Raw genomic sequence first — 13,715 nt, 5'->3', positions numbered from 1 at the left:
ATGCAGCTCTACTTCTCCCCCCTGGCGTGCTCCGCCGCGGCCCGCATCTGCCTCTACGAAGCGGGGACGGAGGCGACGTTCATCGAGGTCGATTCGAAGACGAAGCGGACGCACGCCGGAGACAACTACCTGGAGGTCCATCCGCTGGGGCTCGTCCCCGCGCTGCGCACCGACGACGGCGACGTACTCACGGAGAACGCCGCCATCCTGCAATATCTGGCGGAGGCGCTGCCCCAGGCGGGCCTCGCGCCCACGGACCGCCGCGCGCGTGCGCGGCTTCAGCAGTGGCTGTCCTTCATCGGAGCGGAGCTGCACAAGGCGACGTTCTTCCCGCTGCTCGACGCGTCGGCGACCGAGGGGGCGAGGAGCTACGCCCTGGAGAAGGGCGCCGGGCGGCTCGCCTTCCTGGCGCGGCACCTCGCCGCCCGCGAGTTCCTGCTGGACCGCTTCAGCGTCGCGGACGCGTACCTGGTGACGGTGCTGGGCTGGTGCGTGGCGACGCCCATCGACCTGTCGAAGTGGCCCGCGCTCCTCGCGTACTTCTCGCGCCTGAAGGACCGGCCCAGCGTCGCGCGGGCCTTCCTGGAGGAGCGGAAGCTCTACGGCGCCCAGCTCGAGAGGCACAAGGCGCGCTCGTAGGGACGCGGGTCCCCGGACAGCCGAGCAGCCAGCGCCGCGGAAAGGCGTGCAATTTCGGGCAGCCCATCATGTTGGTGTCTGAGATGAGCAAGTCCCCGCGGTGCAACAAGGCTCGCCCGGTCGCTTCACCGCTGTGGGCCCTCCTGGTGCTCGGTCTGCTGACCGGGTGCCCGCTCATGGCCAGCTACCCCGACGCGGCCGGGCCCCGGTACAGCGGGGACTACCGGCCCGTCGTCCCCACCGGCGTGGAGGCTCCCGCCTCGATCACCGTGGTGACCTACAACCTCGCCTTCGCCGAGCACGTCACCGAGGCGATCGCGTCCCTGTCGAGCCCGCCGCTCGCGGGGGCGGACGTCATCGCGATGCAGGAGATGGACGCGCCCTCCGTGGAGCGGATCGCGAAGGAGCTGGGGCTCTCCTACGTCTACTACCCCGCCTCCGTGGCGAAGGATGGCGATGACTTCGGCAACGCGGTGCTGAGCCGGTGGCCCATCACCGCGGACCAGAAGATCAACCTCCCCCACGACGACCCGTATCACCAGCAGCACCGCATCGGCGTCGCCGCGACGGTGGACATCCGGGGGACCCCCTTCCAGGTGGTCTCCGTGCACGGCGCGACGCCCATCGTCGGGTTGGGCGCGCGGCTGGATCAGGCGGAGACGGTCATCCACGCGGTGGAGGGCGCGGCGCCGGCGCAGGTCATCGCCGGTGACTTCAACACCTCCGACCCGGGCAGCCTCACGCAGACCGTGAAGCTGTTCGAGGACTGGGGCTTCCTGTGGGCCTCCGAAGGCGTGGGGGACACCGTGGACTCCATCATCGGCGGACTGACGCTCGACTCCGTGTTCACCAAGGGGCTCACGCCGGTGGAGCGCGGCGTGGACGAGCGTCCTTCCGGGAGCGACCACCAGCCGGTGTGGGTGCGCTTCGCATGGCCGTGATGACCTCGAGGAACGTCGCGAAGACGCTGGGGGCGGGCGCGCTGCTCCTCGTCGCTCCCGGCTGCATGAGCGGGGCGCGGAACCTGGGCGCGGCGACGACCCCCGTGGGGACCACCGAGGTCGGCGTCTCCGTCAACACCCTCGCCTTCGAGCGCGGCCGGGAGCGGGCGTATCTCCCCAACCCCGAGCTCACCTTTCGCAAGGGCGCCGGTGAGAACTGGGATTGGGGCGGCCGTCTCACCCTGCTGGGCCTGGAGCTGGGGACGCGGCATCGGCTCGTCGACCATTCGCCCTGGACCCTGTCGCTCGCCCCGAGCGCGGGGGTCTGGTACGTGCCCGTCACCAACAACTCCACGGAGCCCGTCAACTTCCGGCTCGGCGCGCAGGCGCTGGTCGACTACCGGCTCGGTCGCAGGTGGACCCTCACCGGGGGCGCGTCGCTGATGGGCGGCCTCGCGGGGCCGCTGACCGTCTTCCAGGGCCGGTTCAACGGCGCGAGCGTGCTCGTCTCTCCCGGAGGCTCGCTGGGCGTCGCGTACCGGCTGTCGCCATCCCTGGAGCTGCGCGCGGAGGGGGGCCTCGAGTTCCCGTTCGACGTGCGCGAGGGCCGTCGTCAGCCCGGGGGTTAGGCGGGGCTGACGCTCCGGTGGGGACGCACGTCCCATCGCTGACGCGGGGGCCCGGGGACCCTGCTGGTGCCGCGCCCCCCAGGTCCGGTTCAGCCGTCAGGAGGCGTTCCCCGGCTGGCGGCGTCGGCGGGCAATGAGCGCTTCATAGGCGGCGTAGGACAGCGGCAGGAGCAGGGCGAAGAGCAGCGTGACGGAAGGCAGGGCCCGGTGGGCCAGCGGATCGCGCACGTGCGAGGCCATGGCGGCGAGGAGACGTCCCGGCTCCGCGAGCACGTCCCAGCTGTTCCAGCGCTCCACCCGGCCCAGGTAGATGCCATAGCCACACAGGACGGACGTGGCGGCGACGAAGGCCCAGGCCGCCCCGCGTCCCCAGCGCGCCTCCAGCCACCGCTTCCAGATCTCCAGCGACAGCAGGCCCAGCATCCACCCGAGGGCGGCGAACAGGGCCAGCAGGGCGGCGTCGAACCAGAGCGGGACCACGGGCCGCTGACGCAGGTGGATGAAGTCCGTGACGAGGTAGGGCGCGTTGGGGAACAGCGCGAGCCAGCCCAGGGCCAGCGGGGCCATGAGCCACGGCTCGTCCAATCCCCGCGCCATGAGCACCCGCGCAAGCAGCGCCAGGGTGTAGGGCGCCCACGCGAGGAACAGGTTCCACGACAGGAACGCGTAGCTGGCGCGCTCGCTCCAGTCGAGCCGGACGGCCAGCAGGTCCACCGCGAGCATGCTGCCGACAATCGCTGGCAGCAGGCCATGGCCGCACGGGGTGGACGCGAGGGAGGGAGGAGGTCTGGACATGGTGGCGTGTGGCGAGCCAGCCGCGCCCCGTGGCGGAATGACCACGGAGGAGCGGCCCCGGGAAGGGCGTGGAGCCGGGGCGCCGTCGATGGAGCCTTCTGGACCCGGGCTTGAGCAATGCGCGGGCCAACCCTGGCTGCGACCTGAGCCGGTTTTGGGAGAGACTGGGCCCCATTCTCATTTCCAAGGTGAGTCATGGTCCACGCTCCAGTCCTGCTCGCGGCGCTCGTGCTCGCGGGCGCCGCCCCCGCTCCGGATGAAGCCGCGCTGTGGAGGGCGGTGTTCTCTCTGGAGCAGGCCGTCCCGGCGGTCCGCGCCAGCTCGGAGGCCGCGCTGCTCCAGGGCGGCGCCACGGCCTACGGGGTCCTGGCCAAGGTCGCGCGGGTGGGGGGCATGGAGCAGGCCCTGGACGCCATGGGCCCCGCCACCTCCTGTAGCTTCACCGTCCCGCAGCGCTTCGGGCAGATGCGCCCGGGGCGCGTGTCGCTCCCCTCGATGGCGGCGGACCTGCTGGGGCGGATGCTGGTGGCGGACGAGGCCCTCCGGCAGAAGGCGCAGCGCTCCGAGGAGCCCTTCGACCGTGGGCTGGCCCTGGCGGCATCGGCGCGGGTCCCGGCGATGCAGGTGGATGCCTTGATGGCGATGCGGATGGAGCCCGACCCGAAGCTGCGGCTCTGGGCGACCTCGTTCGCGGAGTGCTTCACGCGCCAGGCCGAGCGCCGGGAGGATGGCACCGAGGAGGCGTTGAGCGCCGCGTCGAGCGAGCTGGAGGAGCTGGCCGACGCCGTGCGCGCGCCCCTGCGGTGCGTTGAACCCGCGGAGCTGGAGCCGGTCCTCGTGGAGGAGCTGGTCAAGGGGCTGGCCACCGCCTCGGGGTGGAACTCGGGCAGGGGCGCCATGCGGGTCTACGTGCGGCGCGAGAACGGCGAGCAGGTGGAGCTGAGCCCCGCGTGCGCGATCGCGGCCTATGACGCGGTGGCGGCGAAGGGCACCTACGAAGAAGGGTTGATCAAGTTCCTCGCCACGCAGACGGAGGGCGAGTGGAAGCTGCGGCAGGCCGCGGGGCAGCGTCTGGCGCGCGACCTGGCGCACCTGCCGGAGCTGCGCCGCAACATGACGGCCGCGGAGCTGGTGAACGCCGGCCACGAAGTGGCGACGAAGGTGACCTTCGACGCCTCGAAGCTCGGGTGGCACCAGGTCGAGGTGGAGGCGGCGGTGCGCCAGGGCAACCCGGAGGCCAAGGCCGCCATCCAGCGGCTCATCCTCTGCCGCAACGGGACGGATCAGCGGGAGGTGGCCCTCCTGGGCTACGTCGGGACGAAGGCGGCGGCGGACAAGGCGTATGAGCTCGCGCGGAAGTGTCCCGAGGGCAAGGCCGCGGCCGTCGCCGCGCTGGTGCGACTGAAGGACCCCAGGGCCGTGGCGCTCCTGCCCCAGGCGATGAAGGACTGGGGCTTCGACCAGGAAGCCCTGAAGCGGGCCCTCCTGGAGGGCTACACCCCGAAGCTGGGCGAGCAGTTGAAGGCCATGGACGCCAAGGCCAGCCCGCAGGTCCGCTCCATGCTCCAGTACCTGAAGGCCTCGGGCGTGATGAAGCCGTGACGGAGCCCCAGGGGGCGCCACCCGGCGCCTGGCCTTGGCTCCCCCTGGCGACAACGGTGCTCAGGGGCTCCAGCGGGCCGTGCGCGCCACCCAGGAGCTGCCGCCGCGTCCGTCACGCACCACGGCCCAGAAAGTCACCTCCTGGGCCGCCGCGCCCTCGGCGGGCTCCCACTCCACGCGGTGTCGTCCCTGCTGGCCACCGATGTCCGCGCCGCCCGTCTCCGACAGGCTGAACTTCCCCAGCGTGCTGTACCAGCCGATGACCCACGACTCCTTGAGGTGCACGGCGTCCAGCCGCAGGCCCGGCACGACGTAGTCCTCCTCCCGGTCCGACACGTCGTCCACCGTCACCACGAAGGGGCCGGGGCCGCTCAGCGCCAGGGGCTCGCTCTCCGGCCAGGGCACGTCGTCCACCCGCAGGCCGGGGAGCACCGGCTGCACGTTGGCCGTCATGCCCTCCACCACCGGGCACCAGAAGACCATCAGCTTCTGCGCGTAGACCTCCTCGTCGCCCGCCGACACGCGGAGGACGAGCGGCATGCGGATGCCGCCCAGCCCCTTGTACGAGTCCTCCTCCAGCACGCGCTCCAGCAGGAGCTTGTCCCCGGCGACCCGGGCCGCGCCGGGGCGGATGGGGAGCGTCAGCTCGCCCGCGCTCGTGGTGCCCTCCGCGAGCAGCACGCGGTCCGCCTCCGTCGCGCACGTGCGGTCGTCCTGCGCCGCGCAGGCCCACAGCGCGTACTGGAGGGGGCGCCCCTCGCCGGCGGGGTCCACCAGCAGCGCGCGGTAGGTCACCTCCGCCGCGAGCTCGTCGAAGGCCTCCGGGGTCTGGTCGCAGGTGGAGGCGATCAGCTCCGGCTGCTCCGTGGAGACGCCGAGCACCCGGAGGTCGTGCACGTTGGAGGGCTTGTCCTCGGGGTCGACGCAGGCGCTGGCCGCCAGCCCCCACAGCAGCAGGACTCCGGTGTTGAGCAGGGCCTTCATGTCAGAAGCTTCCTTTCACGCCCACCACGGGGAGGATGGGGATGCCGGGCACCTCGTACTCGCGGCGCTGCCGGTAGTCGTTGAACGTGAACTCGGTGTTCTCCGCGTTGTAGAGGTTCTGCACGTCGAGGTAGAGCCCCAGCGTCCAGCGCTGGAACTGCCAGCTCTTGTCCACCCGCACGTCCAGCTGGTGGAAGCCGCGCATGCGCGCCGACGCGTAGGGGCCGTACGTGCCGCTGAAGCGGTTGCGGTCCACCTGGTACACGTCATACGTGTGGTTGAGCGGCGTCGTGGGGCGGCCGGTGGTGTAGCGGAAGCGCCCGCCCAGCTCCCAGCCGTTGCCCAGCACGTAGCTGCTCACCAGCGTGAGGATGTGCGTCTGGTCGAAGGGGCTGAGGCCATACGCCGTGTCGTCGCCGGTGGGCCCGAAGCCCCCGAAGTCCTCGCTGCGCTCGGGGACGCGGCCCGCGCGCCCGTCGAGCGACTGGCTGAAGGTGTACGACAGCCAGCCGGACCACTTGTCCGTCGCGGACGCGCGCTGCTTCTTGAGCATCACCTCCACGCCCAGGGCGCGGCCGATGCCGTCGTTGGAGTACGGCACCTGGAACACGCCACCGCTCGGGAGCGAGACGATCTGCCCGGGCGCCACGATGTTGCTGAAGCGGCGGTTGAAGAAGCCCGTCACGTCGACGTTGAAGACGTCCGTCAGGCGGTGCTCCACGCCCAGGCTGCTCTGGAACGCGCGCTGGTAGGCGAGGTCCGGGTTGCCGTAGGGCAGGGTGATGAAGCGGAACGTCTCACCCGGCTGGCTGTAGAGGCCGAGAGAGCCCTTGAGCTGGGTGCGCTCGGTGGCGTTGAAGGCCACCCACAGCCGGGGATCCAACGCCACGTTCCGGGCGTCGCCCGCGCGCTGGTAGTTGGCGCGCACGCCGGGGGTGAAGATGAACTTCCCCACCTTCCAGTCCGCCTCCACGAAGAGCGCGCCGTCGAAGGAGCCCAGGCCGATGCGCTCCACCAGCAGCTCGCCCACGGACTCGGCGCCGGGGAAGGCCACGTACTCGAAGTTCTCCGGGGCGGGGAACTCCACGTCGAAGGACTGGTGCTCGAACACCAGGTCCATGCCGGTGCGCACGGTGAGGGTCGGGGACAGCTCCAGGCCCAGCACCTCGCGCGCGCCCACGGTGTAGCCCACGCCGTCCTGCTTGGCGGCGCCGAACTTGAAGCTGGTGCCGTCGTAGCCCACGTAGGGCGTGAAGACGGAGGTGAGCGCGCCCTTGCGGTACGTCCAGTCGCCCTTGAGGCGGTGGAAGAGGGTGTGCGTGTCCACCGTCAGGTCGCGCTCGGTCTCCGGGCCGGACGACACCAGGCGCAGCTGGTCGTCGCTGCCGAAGGCCATGACGTAGCCGGTGCTGCGCGCGCCGCCCGCCTGGGCCTGGGCCTCCTCCTCCGTGCGGGCGTCGCGCTTCGCGCCGAAGTCCACGCGCAACTGATAGTCCCAGTAGCGAGGCACCACGGACAGCGTGCTGCCCTCGTCCTTGGGGAGGACGGCGGGCAGGAGCGTGTCGACGTACGAGCGCCGCGCGGCGGCGGCCACGCTGATGCCGTCCGTCACGGGCGCCTCCAGGAAGAAGCCCGCGTCCAGCAGGTCCACCTTCACCGAGCCGTGGAGCGTGTCGGCGGCGCCCTTGCGCGTGCCCACCTCCACGATGCCGCCCACCGCGCGGCCGTACTGGCTGCCGTAGCCGCCCGGGAAGAAGTCGAGCTGATCGATGAACTCGGCGTTCACCACCGAGGGCCCGCCGAGCAGGTGGAAGAGGAGGGGGATGCCGACCCCGTCCATCATCGTCGCCGTCTGGCCGGGGTTGGAGCCGCGCACCAGCAGCTCGCCGGAGATGAACGGCGCGCGCGCCACGCCCGGCAGGGTCTGGATGACGCGGATGGGGTCCCCGAAGGTGCCCGGCGTCCGCTGCGCCTCCTGGCGCGTGATGGTCCGGCGCACGACCTCCTTCTTCGGCCGCTCGGAGCGCACCACCGTCTCCAGCGCGCCGCCGGAGGGCGCGAGGTAGAAGTTCACCTCCGTCGTCTCGTTCTCCTGGAGCTGCTCCTTCGTCTGGTAGAGCTGGTAGCCGGACGCCACCACGCGCACCGCGCACTCGCCCGGGGGCACCTCCAGGCGGAAGCGGCCGTCCGCGTCCGACACGGCCTCGGGCGCCTCCGGGTCGTCACCGCAGCGCACGGTGGCGCCGGCCACCCGCGAGCGGCTGCCGCGCGAGATGAGCTGGCCCTGGAGCGTGGCCTTCTTCGCCACCGGGGCCTGCTCCGGCGAGGAGGGCTCCTCCGGCGGAGCGTCCAGGGTGAAGTGGTAGATGTACTCCACCTGCACCGGGGCGGGCACGCCGTCCACCTCCGCCGGTGAGAAGCGGAACTGGCGCACCGCCTCGATGGCCGCCTCGTCGAAGCCGTGGCCCGCGGGCTCCGTGGGCGCCACCTCCGCCACGGAGCCGTCCGCCGCGATGGTGATGATGAGGCGGACGGAGGCGGTGAGGCCCTCCGCGAGCGCCTCGGGTGGGTAGGCGGCCTCCACCGGCTGGAGCAGCTCCGGCGCCTTCGTCATCACCGGCTGGGCCTGGGCGGGCGGGGCCGCTTCCGCGGGCGGCGCGCCGGCTTGAGGGGCCTGCGCCAGCGCCGGGGTTCCCAGCAGGAGCGAGGCCGCGGCGAGCGCGCTTCGGGCGTTCAGGTTCAGGGACATGGGGCGCGGAGCATACGGGATGCGGCCCGCGCCGCGAGCCCCTCCTCAGCCCGCCGGGGCGGTCGTGACGTGCACCATGGCGGGCAGGGCGTCGCGGAGCCCGGGGACGCGCGAGCCCACGCGCAGGAAGCGCAGCCAGGCCCCCCGGGGGTAGCGGTAGGGGGCGAACGCCACGCGCGTCACGCGGGGGCTCCAGCCGCGCAGCAGCGGCCCGAGCCGCGCCCGGCTCACCCCCCAGGGCATGGGGGGCGCCTGGTAGTGCTTCGTCACGGACAGCCCCTTCAGCGTCAGCCGGGAGAACCACTCCGGGATGGTGTCGAACATCAGCTCCACGCCCGGGAAGCGCTCGAACACCGCCGTGAGCAGGCGCCGGACGTCGGCCTCGGAGAAGTACATGAGCAGCCCCTGGGCGGTGATGAACACGCCGCGCGAGCCGTCCACCTCGTCCATCCAGCCCAGGTCCAGCGCGCTGCGGGCGATGAAGCGGCACCGCTCCGACGGGGGCAGGAAGCGCTCGCGCACGGCCAGGGCCTCCGGGAGGTCCACGCAGTACCAGCGCACCCGCCCGTCGTCGACGCGCTGGAACTGGGTCTCCAGCCCGGCCGCCAGCTCCACCACCGCGCCCCCGGGGTGGGACGCCATCCAGGGCCGCACGGCGTCGTCGAAGACGCGCGAGCGCAGGGCGTGCGAGCCATCCGGCTTCCCGAAGCTGCGCACGTAGTCGTAGTCGATGGCGTCGGCCACGCGGACGCAGTCCAGGTCTCGCAGGAAGCCGTCGGGCCGCCGCGCCTCCGAGGCGCGGTTGTGCAGCGTCCAGAGCATCGTCTCCGGGACGCCGGTGAGGTTCACGGAAGGGGTCTTCATCATCGCTGTGTCTCCAGGCCGCCCAGCCGCCAGCCCTTCGCGCGCTCCTGCTCCCGCCAGAGCGCCGCGTACAGCCCGTCTCCCTGCATCAACGCGTCGTGCGTGCCGGCCTCCGCCACGCGGCCCCGGTCGAGCACGACGATGTGGTGGGCCCGGCGCACGGTCCTCAGCCGGTGGGCAATCACGACCACCGTCTTGTGGCGCACCAGCGCGTCGACGGCCCGCTGGAGCTCCGCCTCCGAGGAGGCGTCCACCGACGCCGTCGCCTCGTCCAGCAGCACGATGGGCGCGTCCTTCAAGAGCGCCCGCGCGATGGACAGCCGCTGCCGCTCGCCGCCGGAGAGCGAGCCGCCCCCTTCGGCGAGCCGCGTGTCGTAGCCCTCCGGCAGGGCGGAGATGAAGTCGTGCGCCTTCGCCGCCCGCGCCGCCCGCTCCACCTCCTCGCGCGTCGCGTCCGGCCTGCCCACGCGCAGGTTGTCCAGGACGGTCCCCGAGAAGAGCACCACGTCCTGGAACACCATCGCGATGTGCTGGTGCAGCTCCTCGAAGGGGAGGTCGCGCACGTCCACGCCGCCGATGCGGATGGCCCCCTGTCCCCGGGGCACGTCCCACAGGCGCGCCACCAGGTGCACCAGCGTGGACTTGCCCGACCCGGACGGACCGACGATGGCCGTCAGCGACCGCTCCGCGAAGGTGGCGGACACGCCGTCGAGCACGCGCTCGCCCTCGTAGGCGAAGGTCACCCCGTCCACCTCCACGTCGAAGCGCTGGGGCCGCTGCGCCGGCGCCTCGGGCTCACGCAGGGGCGGCTCGGACAGCAGCCGGTCCACCCGGCCCAGCGCGCGCTGCGAGCCCCGGAGCATCAGCAGCGCCACGCCCAGCTCGGCCACCTGCCGCGTCACCCCCACGGTCACCACCAGGAAGACCAGGAGCGTGCCGGGCGCCACCGCTCCCGCCAGCGCCAGCCGCGCGCCCGCGTACGCCACGACGACGAAGCCCGCCTCGACGACGAGGCCGAAGACGGAGAGCAGCGGCGAAGGGGCGACGTCCGCGCGGATGAGCGCGTCGCGCAGCCGCTCCATGGCCTTCACGAACCGCTGGTACACCTCGCCGTGACGGCCGAAGGCGCGGAGCACCGCGATGCCCTGCACGTACTCGACGATGCGCGCGTTCACGTCCGCGCCCGCGTCGAGGACCGCGTCGAGCTCCCGGACGAAGAGGGGCGTCGTCACCGCCAGCACCGCGAGCGCCACCGGCATCGTCGCGAGGACCGCGAGCCCCAGCCGCCAGTCCAGGAAGCACAGCCCCACCCCCACCAGCATGGGCAGGGCGAAGCTGGCCGCGAAGAGGCCGATGAGGTGCGACCAGATGTCCTCCACCAGCGCGAGGTCGGTGGTGAGGACGCCCGCCAGCTCGCCGCTCCGGTTCCGGGTGAAGAAGCCCATGGGCAGGCGCCGCAGGTGGTCCGCCGCGCGGATCCGCGCTTGGCCCATCAGCGCGTGCGCCGCGATGAAGAGGTCCGACATGGCGGCCTGAGACAGCCGCATCCGGAGCACCACCGCCAGCGCGATGCCGCCGGTGATCCACCCCGTCAGCGGAAGCGACAGGCGGTCCTCCAGCGCCGCGCGGACGAGCAGCAGCACGAGCGCGTAGGGGACGGCGGTCGCGAGCGCCTCCGCGAACGCGAACACCAGCCCGCGCCGCAGCCGGGCGTCCCGCTGGCCCGCGAGCCGCTCGCCGACGTTGAAGAGCGCGCCCAGCATCACGCCACCTCCTGCGAGGACGCGGGGGCGTCCGTGGGTTCCCCGAGCGACCAGTCCAGGGCATCCGTGTGGCTGGCCCAGAGCCGCTGATAGAGCGGGCAGCGCGCGAGCAGCGCCTCGTGCGTGCCCTGGTCCTGGACCGCCCCGCCGTCGAGCACCACGATGTGGTCCGCCGTGGCGATGGTGGACAGCCGGTGGGCGACGACCAGGACGGTGCGGCCCACGCACAGGGTGGACAGCGCCTCCTGGATGCGGGCCTCGTTCTCCGGGTCGGCGAAGGCCGTGGCCTCGTCCAGGAGCAGCACGGGGGCGTCCTTCAGGAGCGCCCGCGCGATGGACAGCCGCTGCTTCTCCCCGCCGGACAGGCGCGCGCCGCGCTCGCCCAGGACGGTGTCGTAGCCCTGGGGGAGGGCGCTGATGAAGTCATGGGCCCGCGCCGCGCGGCAGGCCGAGACCAGCGCTTCGTCGGTGGCCTCCGCGCGGCCCAGGCGCAGGTTGTCGCGGACGGTGCCGTGGAAGAGGAACACCTCCTGGAACACCATGGCGACGCGCGAGAGCAGGTCGTCCAGCTTGAGCGCGCGCACGTCCACTCCGCCCAGCTCCACCGCGCCGCTGGACGGCTCCCACAGCCGGGGGACCAGCCGCACCAGCGTCGTCTTGCCCGCGCCCGACGGGCCGACGAGCGCCGTCACCTTGCCCGGGGGCGCCTCGAAGGTGACGTCGCGGAGCACGTCCTTGCCGCCCTCCTCGTAGCGGAAGGTGACGCTCCGGAAGGCGAGCCCGTGGTGCGCGGGCGCGGCGGTGCCCGTGGCCTCGTCCAGGTCGGGGGTGTCCAGGATGGCGCGGATGCGCGCGATGCCGCCCTGGATGCGCTCCACGTTGCTCGACGCGAACATCAGCCGCAGCATCGACGTGAGCAGCTGCGGGCCCAGCACCAGGAACAGCACCAGCGACTCCAGCGACAGCGTGCCGTGCAGGAAGAACCACCCGCCCGCGGGCACCAGCACCACCAGGCTGGAGCCGATGAGCGCCCCGAACGCGCCGTAGCCCCGGCCGTTGGTGCGCATGAAGCCCTCCATCCAGGCCAGCCCCTCCTGGATGGAGCGCGAGAGGTCCCCGAAGCGCTTCGCCGACAGGCCGAACGTCTTGATGACGTGGATGCCGCGCAGGTACTCCAGGAGCGACGCGTTCATCCGGCCCTGGATGGCGCTCCACTGCTCATGCGCCTTGCCCACGTCGCGCATGGCCACGGCCATGGCCGCGAACGCCAGCGGCGCCACGGCGACGCTCGCCAGGGCCATGCGCCAGTCCACCCAGAGCAGCGCGGCCGCCGTGACGAGCGGCACCGCCACGGCGGCGACGGCGTCCGGGAAGTGGTGCGCGACGAAGGCTTCAATCTGCCCCACGTCGTCCATCAGCGTCTTCTTCAGCTCCCCCGTGCTCCGGTGGGCGTAGAAGGACAGGGGGACGGCGCCCAGCTTGCGCGCCAGCGCGAGCCGCAGCCCGTGGAGGATGCGGAACGCCGCCACGTGCGCGGTCACGGTCGACGCCGACGCCAGCAGCGCCCGGAGCACCAGCGCCCCCGCCGCCATCCCCGCGAGCGACGTCACCGCGTCGAGCCGCGGCGGCTCGGCGTAGATGGCCGTCGCCATCCGCGCCACCGCGAAGAACGGCACCAGCCCGAGCCCCGCCGCCAGCGTCGAGCTCAGGGCCGCCACGGTCACCAGCGGCCCCTGCATCCGCAGGAGCGCGACAAGCCCCCCCATCCCCGGCCGAGCCCCCCGCGCGTGCTCACTCACACCCCATCCTCCTTTAGATTTCAATATTGATAGTGATAATCAATATCGACAGTGAAGCCCCTGGAGGGGCGGTGTGTCAACCCGGAGTGGGGAGCGGAGGACGTGCGCTCCCGGTGCTCGTGGTGGAGGGTCGATCAAAACCTCACGCCCACCGTGGTTCGCAGCTGCGTGTCCAGGGCCGGCACCGTCGCGGGTGGAGCGCTATCGTAGGTGAGGTTGAAGCCGATGCCTACCGTGACCAGGGGGTTGGGGGTGACCGCGAACAGCGTCTCGTTGAGCACCCGCAGGTCGGAGGGACGGGTGACGCGCGGCTGGAGGTAGACCGTCTCCACGAGGTCGATGTTCTCCATCAGCCTCAAGCGCCCGAGCAGATAGCTGGAGACTCGCGGATCCGTGTAGCGGTCTCCCGCGTCCACCTCGCCGTCCTTGCGCAGCCGCTCGTGCTCCAGCATCAGGGCCACGCCAAAGGTGAACCCCACGGTCTCCGCGTTGAGCAGGATGACTCGCGGTCCGGCGCCCAGCAGGGCCCGGAACTGGAGCCGGCGGAACTCGTTATATTCATGCTGGGCGAAGACCTCGGCCGAGAGACGCTCGGTGAGCTTGCGCCGGTAGCGCACGTGCTCCAGCACCTGGCTGACGATCCGCTCGCCGGTGGCGAACGAGTACTCGCCCCGGATGACGCCCAGCCAGACGTCTCGCTCGGAGCGCAGCTGGCCCACCAGGGAGCCGCGCACGGAGAACAGCTCCGTGCTGCCCGTGCGCCAGTCGCCGCCCAGCTCGATGGCCGCGGCCGGCCCCAGCTCCGCCTTCTCGTCGAAGAGCGCCTGCACGTTGACGATCTGTGCCGCCGCGCTGCTCGCGTGGAGCAACACCCCCAGCACCCCCCACCCGATGGACCTCAAAGGATTCATGGCCCTCTTGCTGTGCCTGCTCCCACGCCCCCGTTCAAC

The 13,715-nt window shown here is 72.2% G+C and carries 11 protein-coding genes; 4 read left to right on the top strand and 7 right to left on the bottom strand.

Annotated features, from left to right (window positions below; genetic code table 11):
* The 3 genes from U8525_RS14770 (at window position 1) to U8525_RS14760 (ending at window position 2,209) form a co-directional block, all read left to right on the top strand.
* On the top strand, window positions 1-639 hold the full coding sequence (locus U8525_RS14770; protein WP_374266006.1) for a glutathione S-transferase N-terminal domain-containing protein: 639 nt from the start codon (window positions 1-3) through the stop codon (window positions 637-639).
* Between the two features lie 83 nt (window positions 640-722).
* Entirely contained in the window at window positions 723-1,580 is an 858-nt protein-coding gene (locus U8525_RS14765; RefSeq protein ID WP_374266004.1) for an endonuclease/exonuclease/phosphatase family protein, read from the top strand.
* Entirely contained in the window at window positions 1,571-2,209 is a 639-nt protein-coding gene (locus U8525_RS14760) for a hypothetical protein (protein ID WP_374266002.1), read from the top strand. The genes U8525_RS14765 and U8525_RS14760 overlap by 10 nt, the downstream gene beginning before the upstream one ends.
* Before the next feature lie 96 nt (window positions 2,210-2,305).
* Here U8525_RS14760 and U8525_RS14755 read toward each other — a convergent pair whose 3' ends face one another.
* Window positions 2,306-2,932 carry a DUF1361 domain-containing protein gene (locus tag U8525_RS14755; protein ID WP_374266000.1) on the bottom strand — a complete coding sequence of 209 codons (627 nt, stop codon included), beginning with the start codon at window positions 2,930-2,932 and terminating at the stop codon, window positions 2,306-2,308.
* Between the two features lie 267 nt (window positions 2,933-3,199).
* Here U8525_RS14755 and U8525_RS14750 point away from each other — a divergent pair, with 267 nt between their 5' ends.
* A complete protein-coding gene (locus U8525_RS14750) occupies window positions 3,200-4,606 on the top strand; it encodes a hypothetical protein (RefSeq protein ID WP_374265998.1) in 1,407 nt (468 codons plus the stop codon).
* A 60-nt stretch (window positions 4,607-4,666) separates the two neighbouring features.
* Here the strand turns inward: U8525_RS14750 and U8525_RS14745 are convergent, their stop codons facing one another.
* The 6 genes from U8525_RS14745 to U8525_RS14720 form a co-directional block, all read right to left on the bottom strand.
* Window positions 4,667-5,590, bottom strand: coding sequence for a hypothetical protein (locus U8525_RS14745; protein WP_374265996.1), 924 nt, complete (start codon window positions 5,588-5,590; stop codon window positions 4,667-4,669).
* A gap of 1 nt (window position 5,591) precedes the next feature.
* Window positions 5,592-8,339 carry a TonB family protein gene (locus U8525_RS14740; protein ID WP_374265994.1) on the bottom strand — a complete coding sequence of 916 codons (2,748 nt, stop codon included), beginning with the start codon at window positions 8,337-8,339 and terminating at the stop codon, window positions 5,592-5,594.
* Between the two features lie 45 nt (window positions 8,340-8,384).
* Window positions 8,385-9,206: a class I SAM-dependent methyltransferase gene (locus U8525_RS14735; protein WP_374265992.1), complete on the bottom strand. Its 822-nt coding sequence runs from the start codon at window positions 9,204-9,206 to the stop codon at window positions 8,385-8,387.
* Window positions 9,203-10,966: an ABC transporter ATP-binding protein gene (locus U8525_RS14730; RefSeq protein ID WP_374265990.1), complete on the bottom strand. Its 1,764-nt coding sequence runs from the start codon at window positions 10,964-10,966 to the stop codon at window positions 9,203-9,205. Before U8525_RS14730 ends, U8525_RS14735 begins: the two co-directional genes overlap by 4 nt.
* Entirely contained in the window at window positions 10,966-12,765 is a 1,800-nt protein-coding gene (locus tag U8525_RS14725) for an ABC transporter ATP-binding protein (protein WP_374265987.1), read from the bottom strand. The genes U8525_RS14730 and U8525_RS14725 overlap by 1 nt, the downstream gene beginning before the upstream one ends.
* A gap of 134 nt (window positions 12,766-12,899) precedes the next feature.
* Window positions 12,900-13,676 (bottom strand): YdiY family protein, encoded by a 777-nt coding sequence (locus tag U8525_RS14720; RefSeq protein WP_374265985.1) that lies wholly within the window; start codon window positions 13,674-13,676, stop codon window positions 12,900-12,902.
* Between the last annotated feature and the right edge of the window lie 39 nt (window positions 13,677-13,715).

It is taken from the genome of Corallococcus sp. RDP092CA (assembly GCF_041903675.1).
Taxonomy (GTDB): Bacteria; Myxococcota; Myxococcia; order Myxococcales; family Myxococcaceae; genus Corallococcus.
Note: the sequence above shows the minus strand (reverse complement) of the source record. Positions and strands in the feature narration are given on the sequence as shown.

Excerpts from the sequence above, each read along its gene's own strand:
- U8525_RS14770 (WP_374266006.1), top strand. The coding sequence starts at position 1 with ATGCAGCTCTACTTCTCCCCCCTGGCGTGCTCCGCCGCGGCCCGCATC.
- U8525_RS14765 (WP_374266004.1), top strand. The coding sequence starts at position 723 with ATGAGCAAGTCCCCGCGGTGCAACAAGGCTCGCCCGGTCGCTTCACCG.
- U8525_RS14760 (WP_374266002.1), top strand. The coding sequence starts at position 1,571 with ATGGCCGTGATGACCTCGAGGAACGTCGCGAAGACGCTGGGGGCGGGC.
- U8525_RS14755 (WP_374266000.1), bottom strand. The coding sequence starts at position 2,932 with ATGCTCGCGGTGGACCTGCTGGCCGTCCGGCTCGACTGGAGCGAGCGC.
- U8525_RS14750 (WP_374265998.1), top strand. The coding sequence starts at position 3,200 with ATGGTCCACGCTCCAGTCCTGCTCGCGGCGCTCGTGCTCGCGGGCGCC.
- U8525_RS14745 (WP_374265996.1), bottom strand. The coding sequence starts at position 5,590 with ATGAAGGCCCTGCTCAACACCGGAGTCCTGCTGCTGTGGGGGCTGGCG.
- U8525_RS14740 (WP_374265994.1), bottom strand. The coding sequence starts at position 8,339 with ATGTCCCTGAACCTGAACGCCCGAAGCGCGCTCGCCGCGGCCTCGCTC.
- U8525_RS14735 (WP_374265992.1), bottom strand. The coding sequence starts at position 9,206 with ATGATGAAGACCCCTTCCGTGAACCTCACCGGCGTCCCGGAGACGATG.
- U8525_RS14730 (WP_374265990.1), bottom strand. The coding sequence starts at position 10,966 with ATGCTGGGCGCGCTCTTCAACGTCGGCGAGCGGCTCGCGGGCCAGCGG.
- U8525_RS14720 (WP_374265985.1), bottom strand. The coding sequence starts at position 13,676 with ATGAATCCTTTGAGGTCCATCGGGTGGGGGGTGCTGGGGGTGTTGCTC.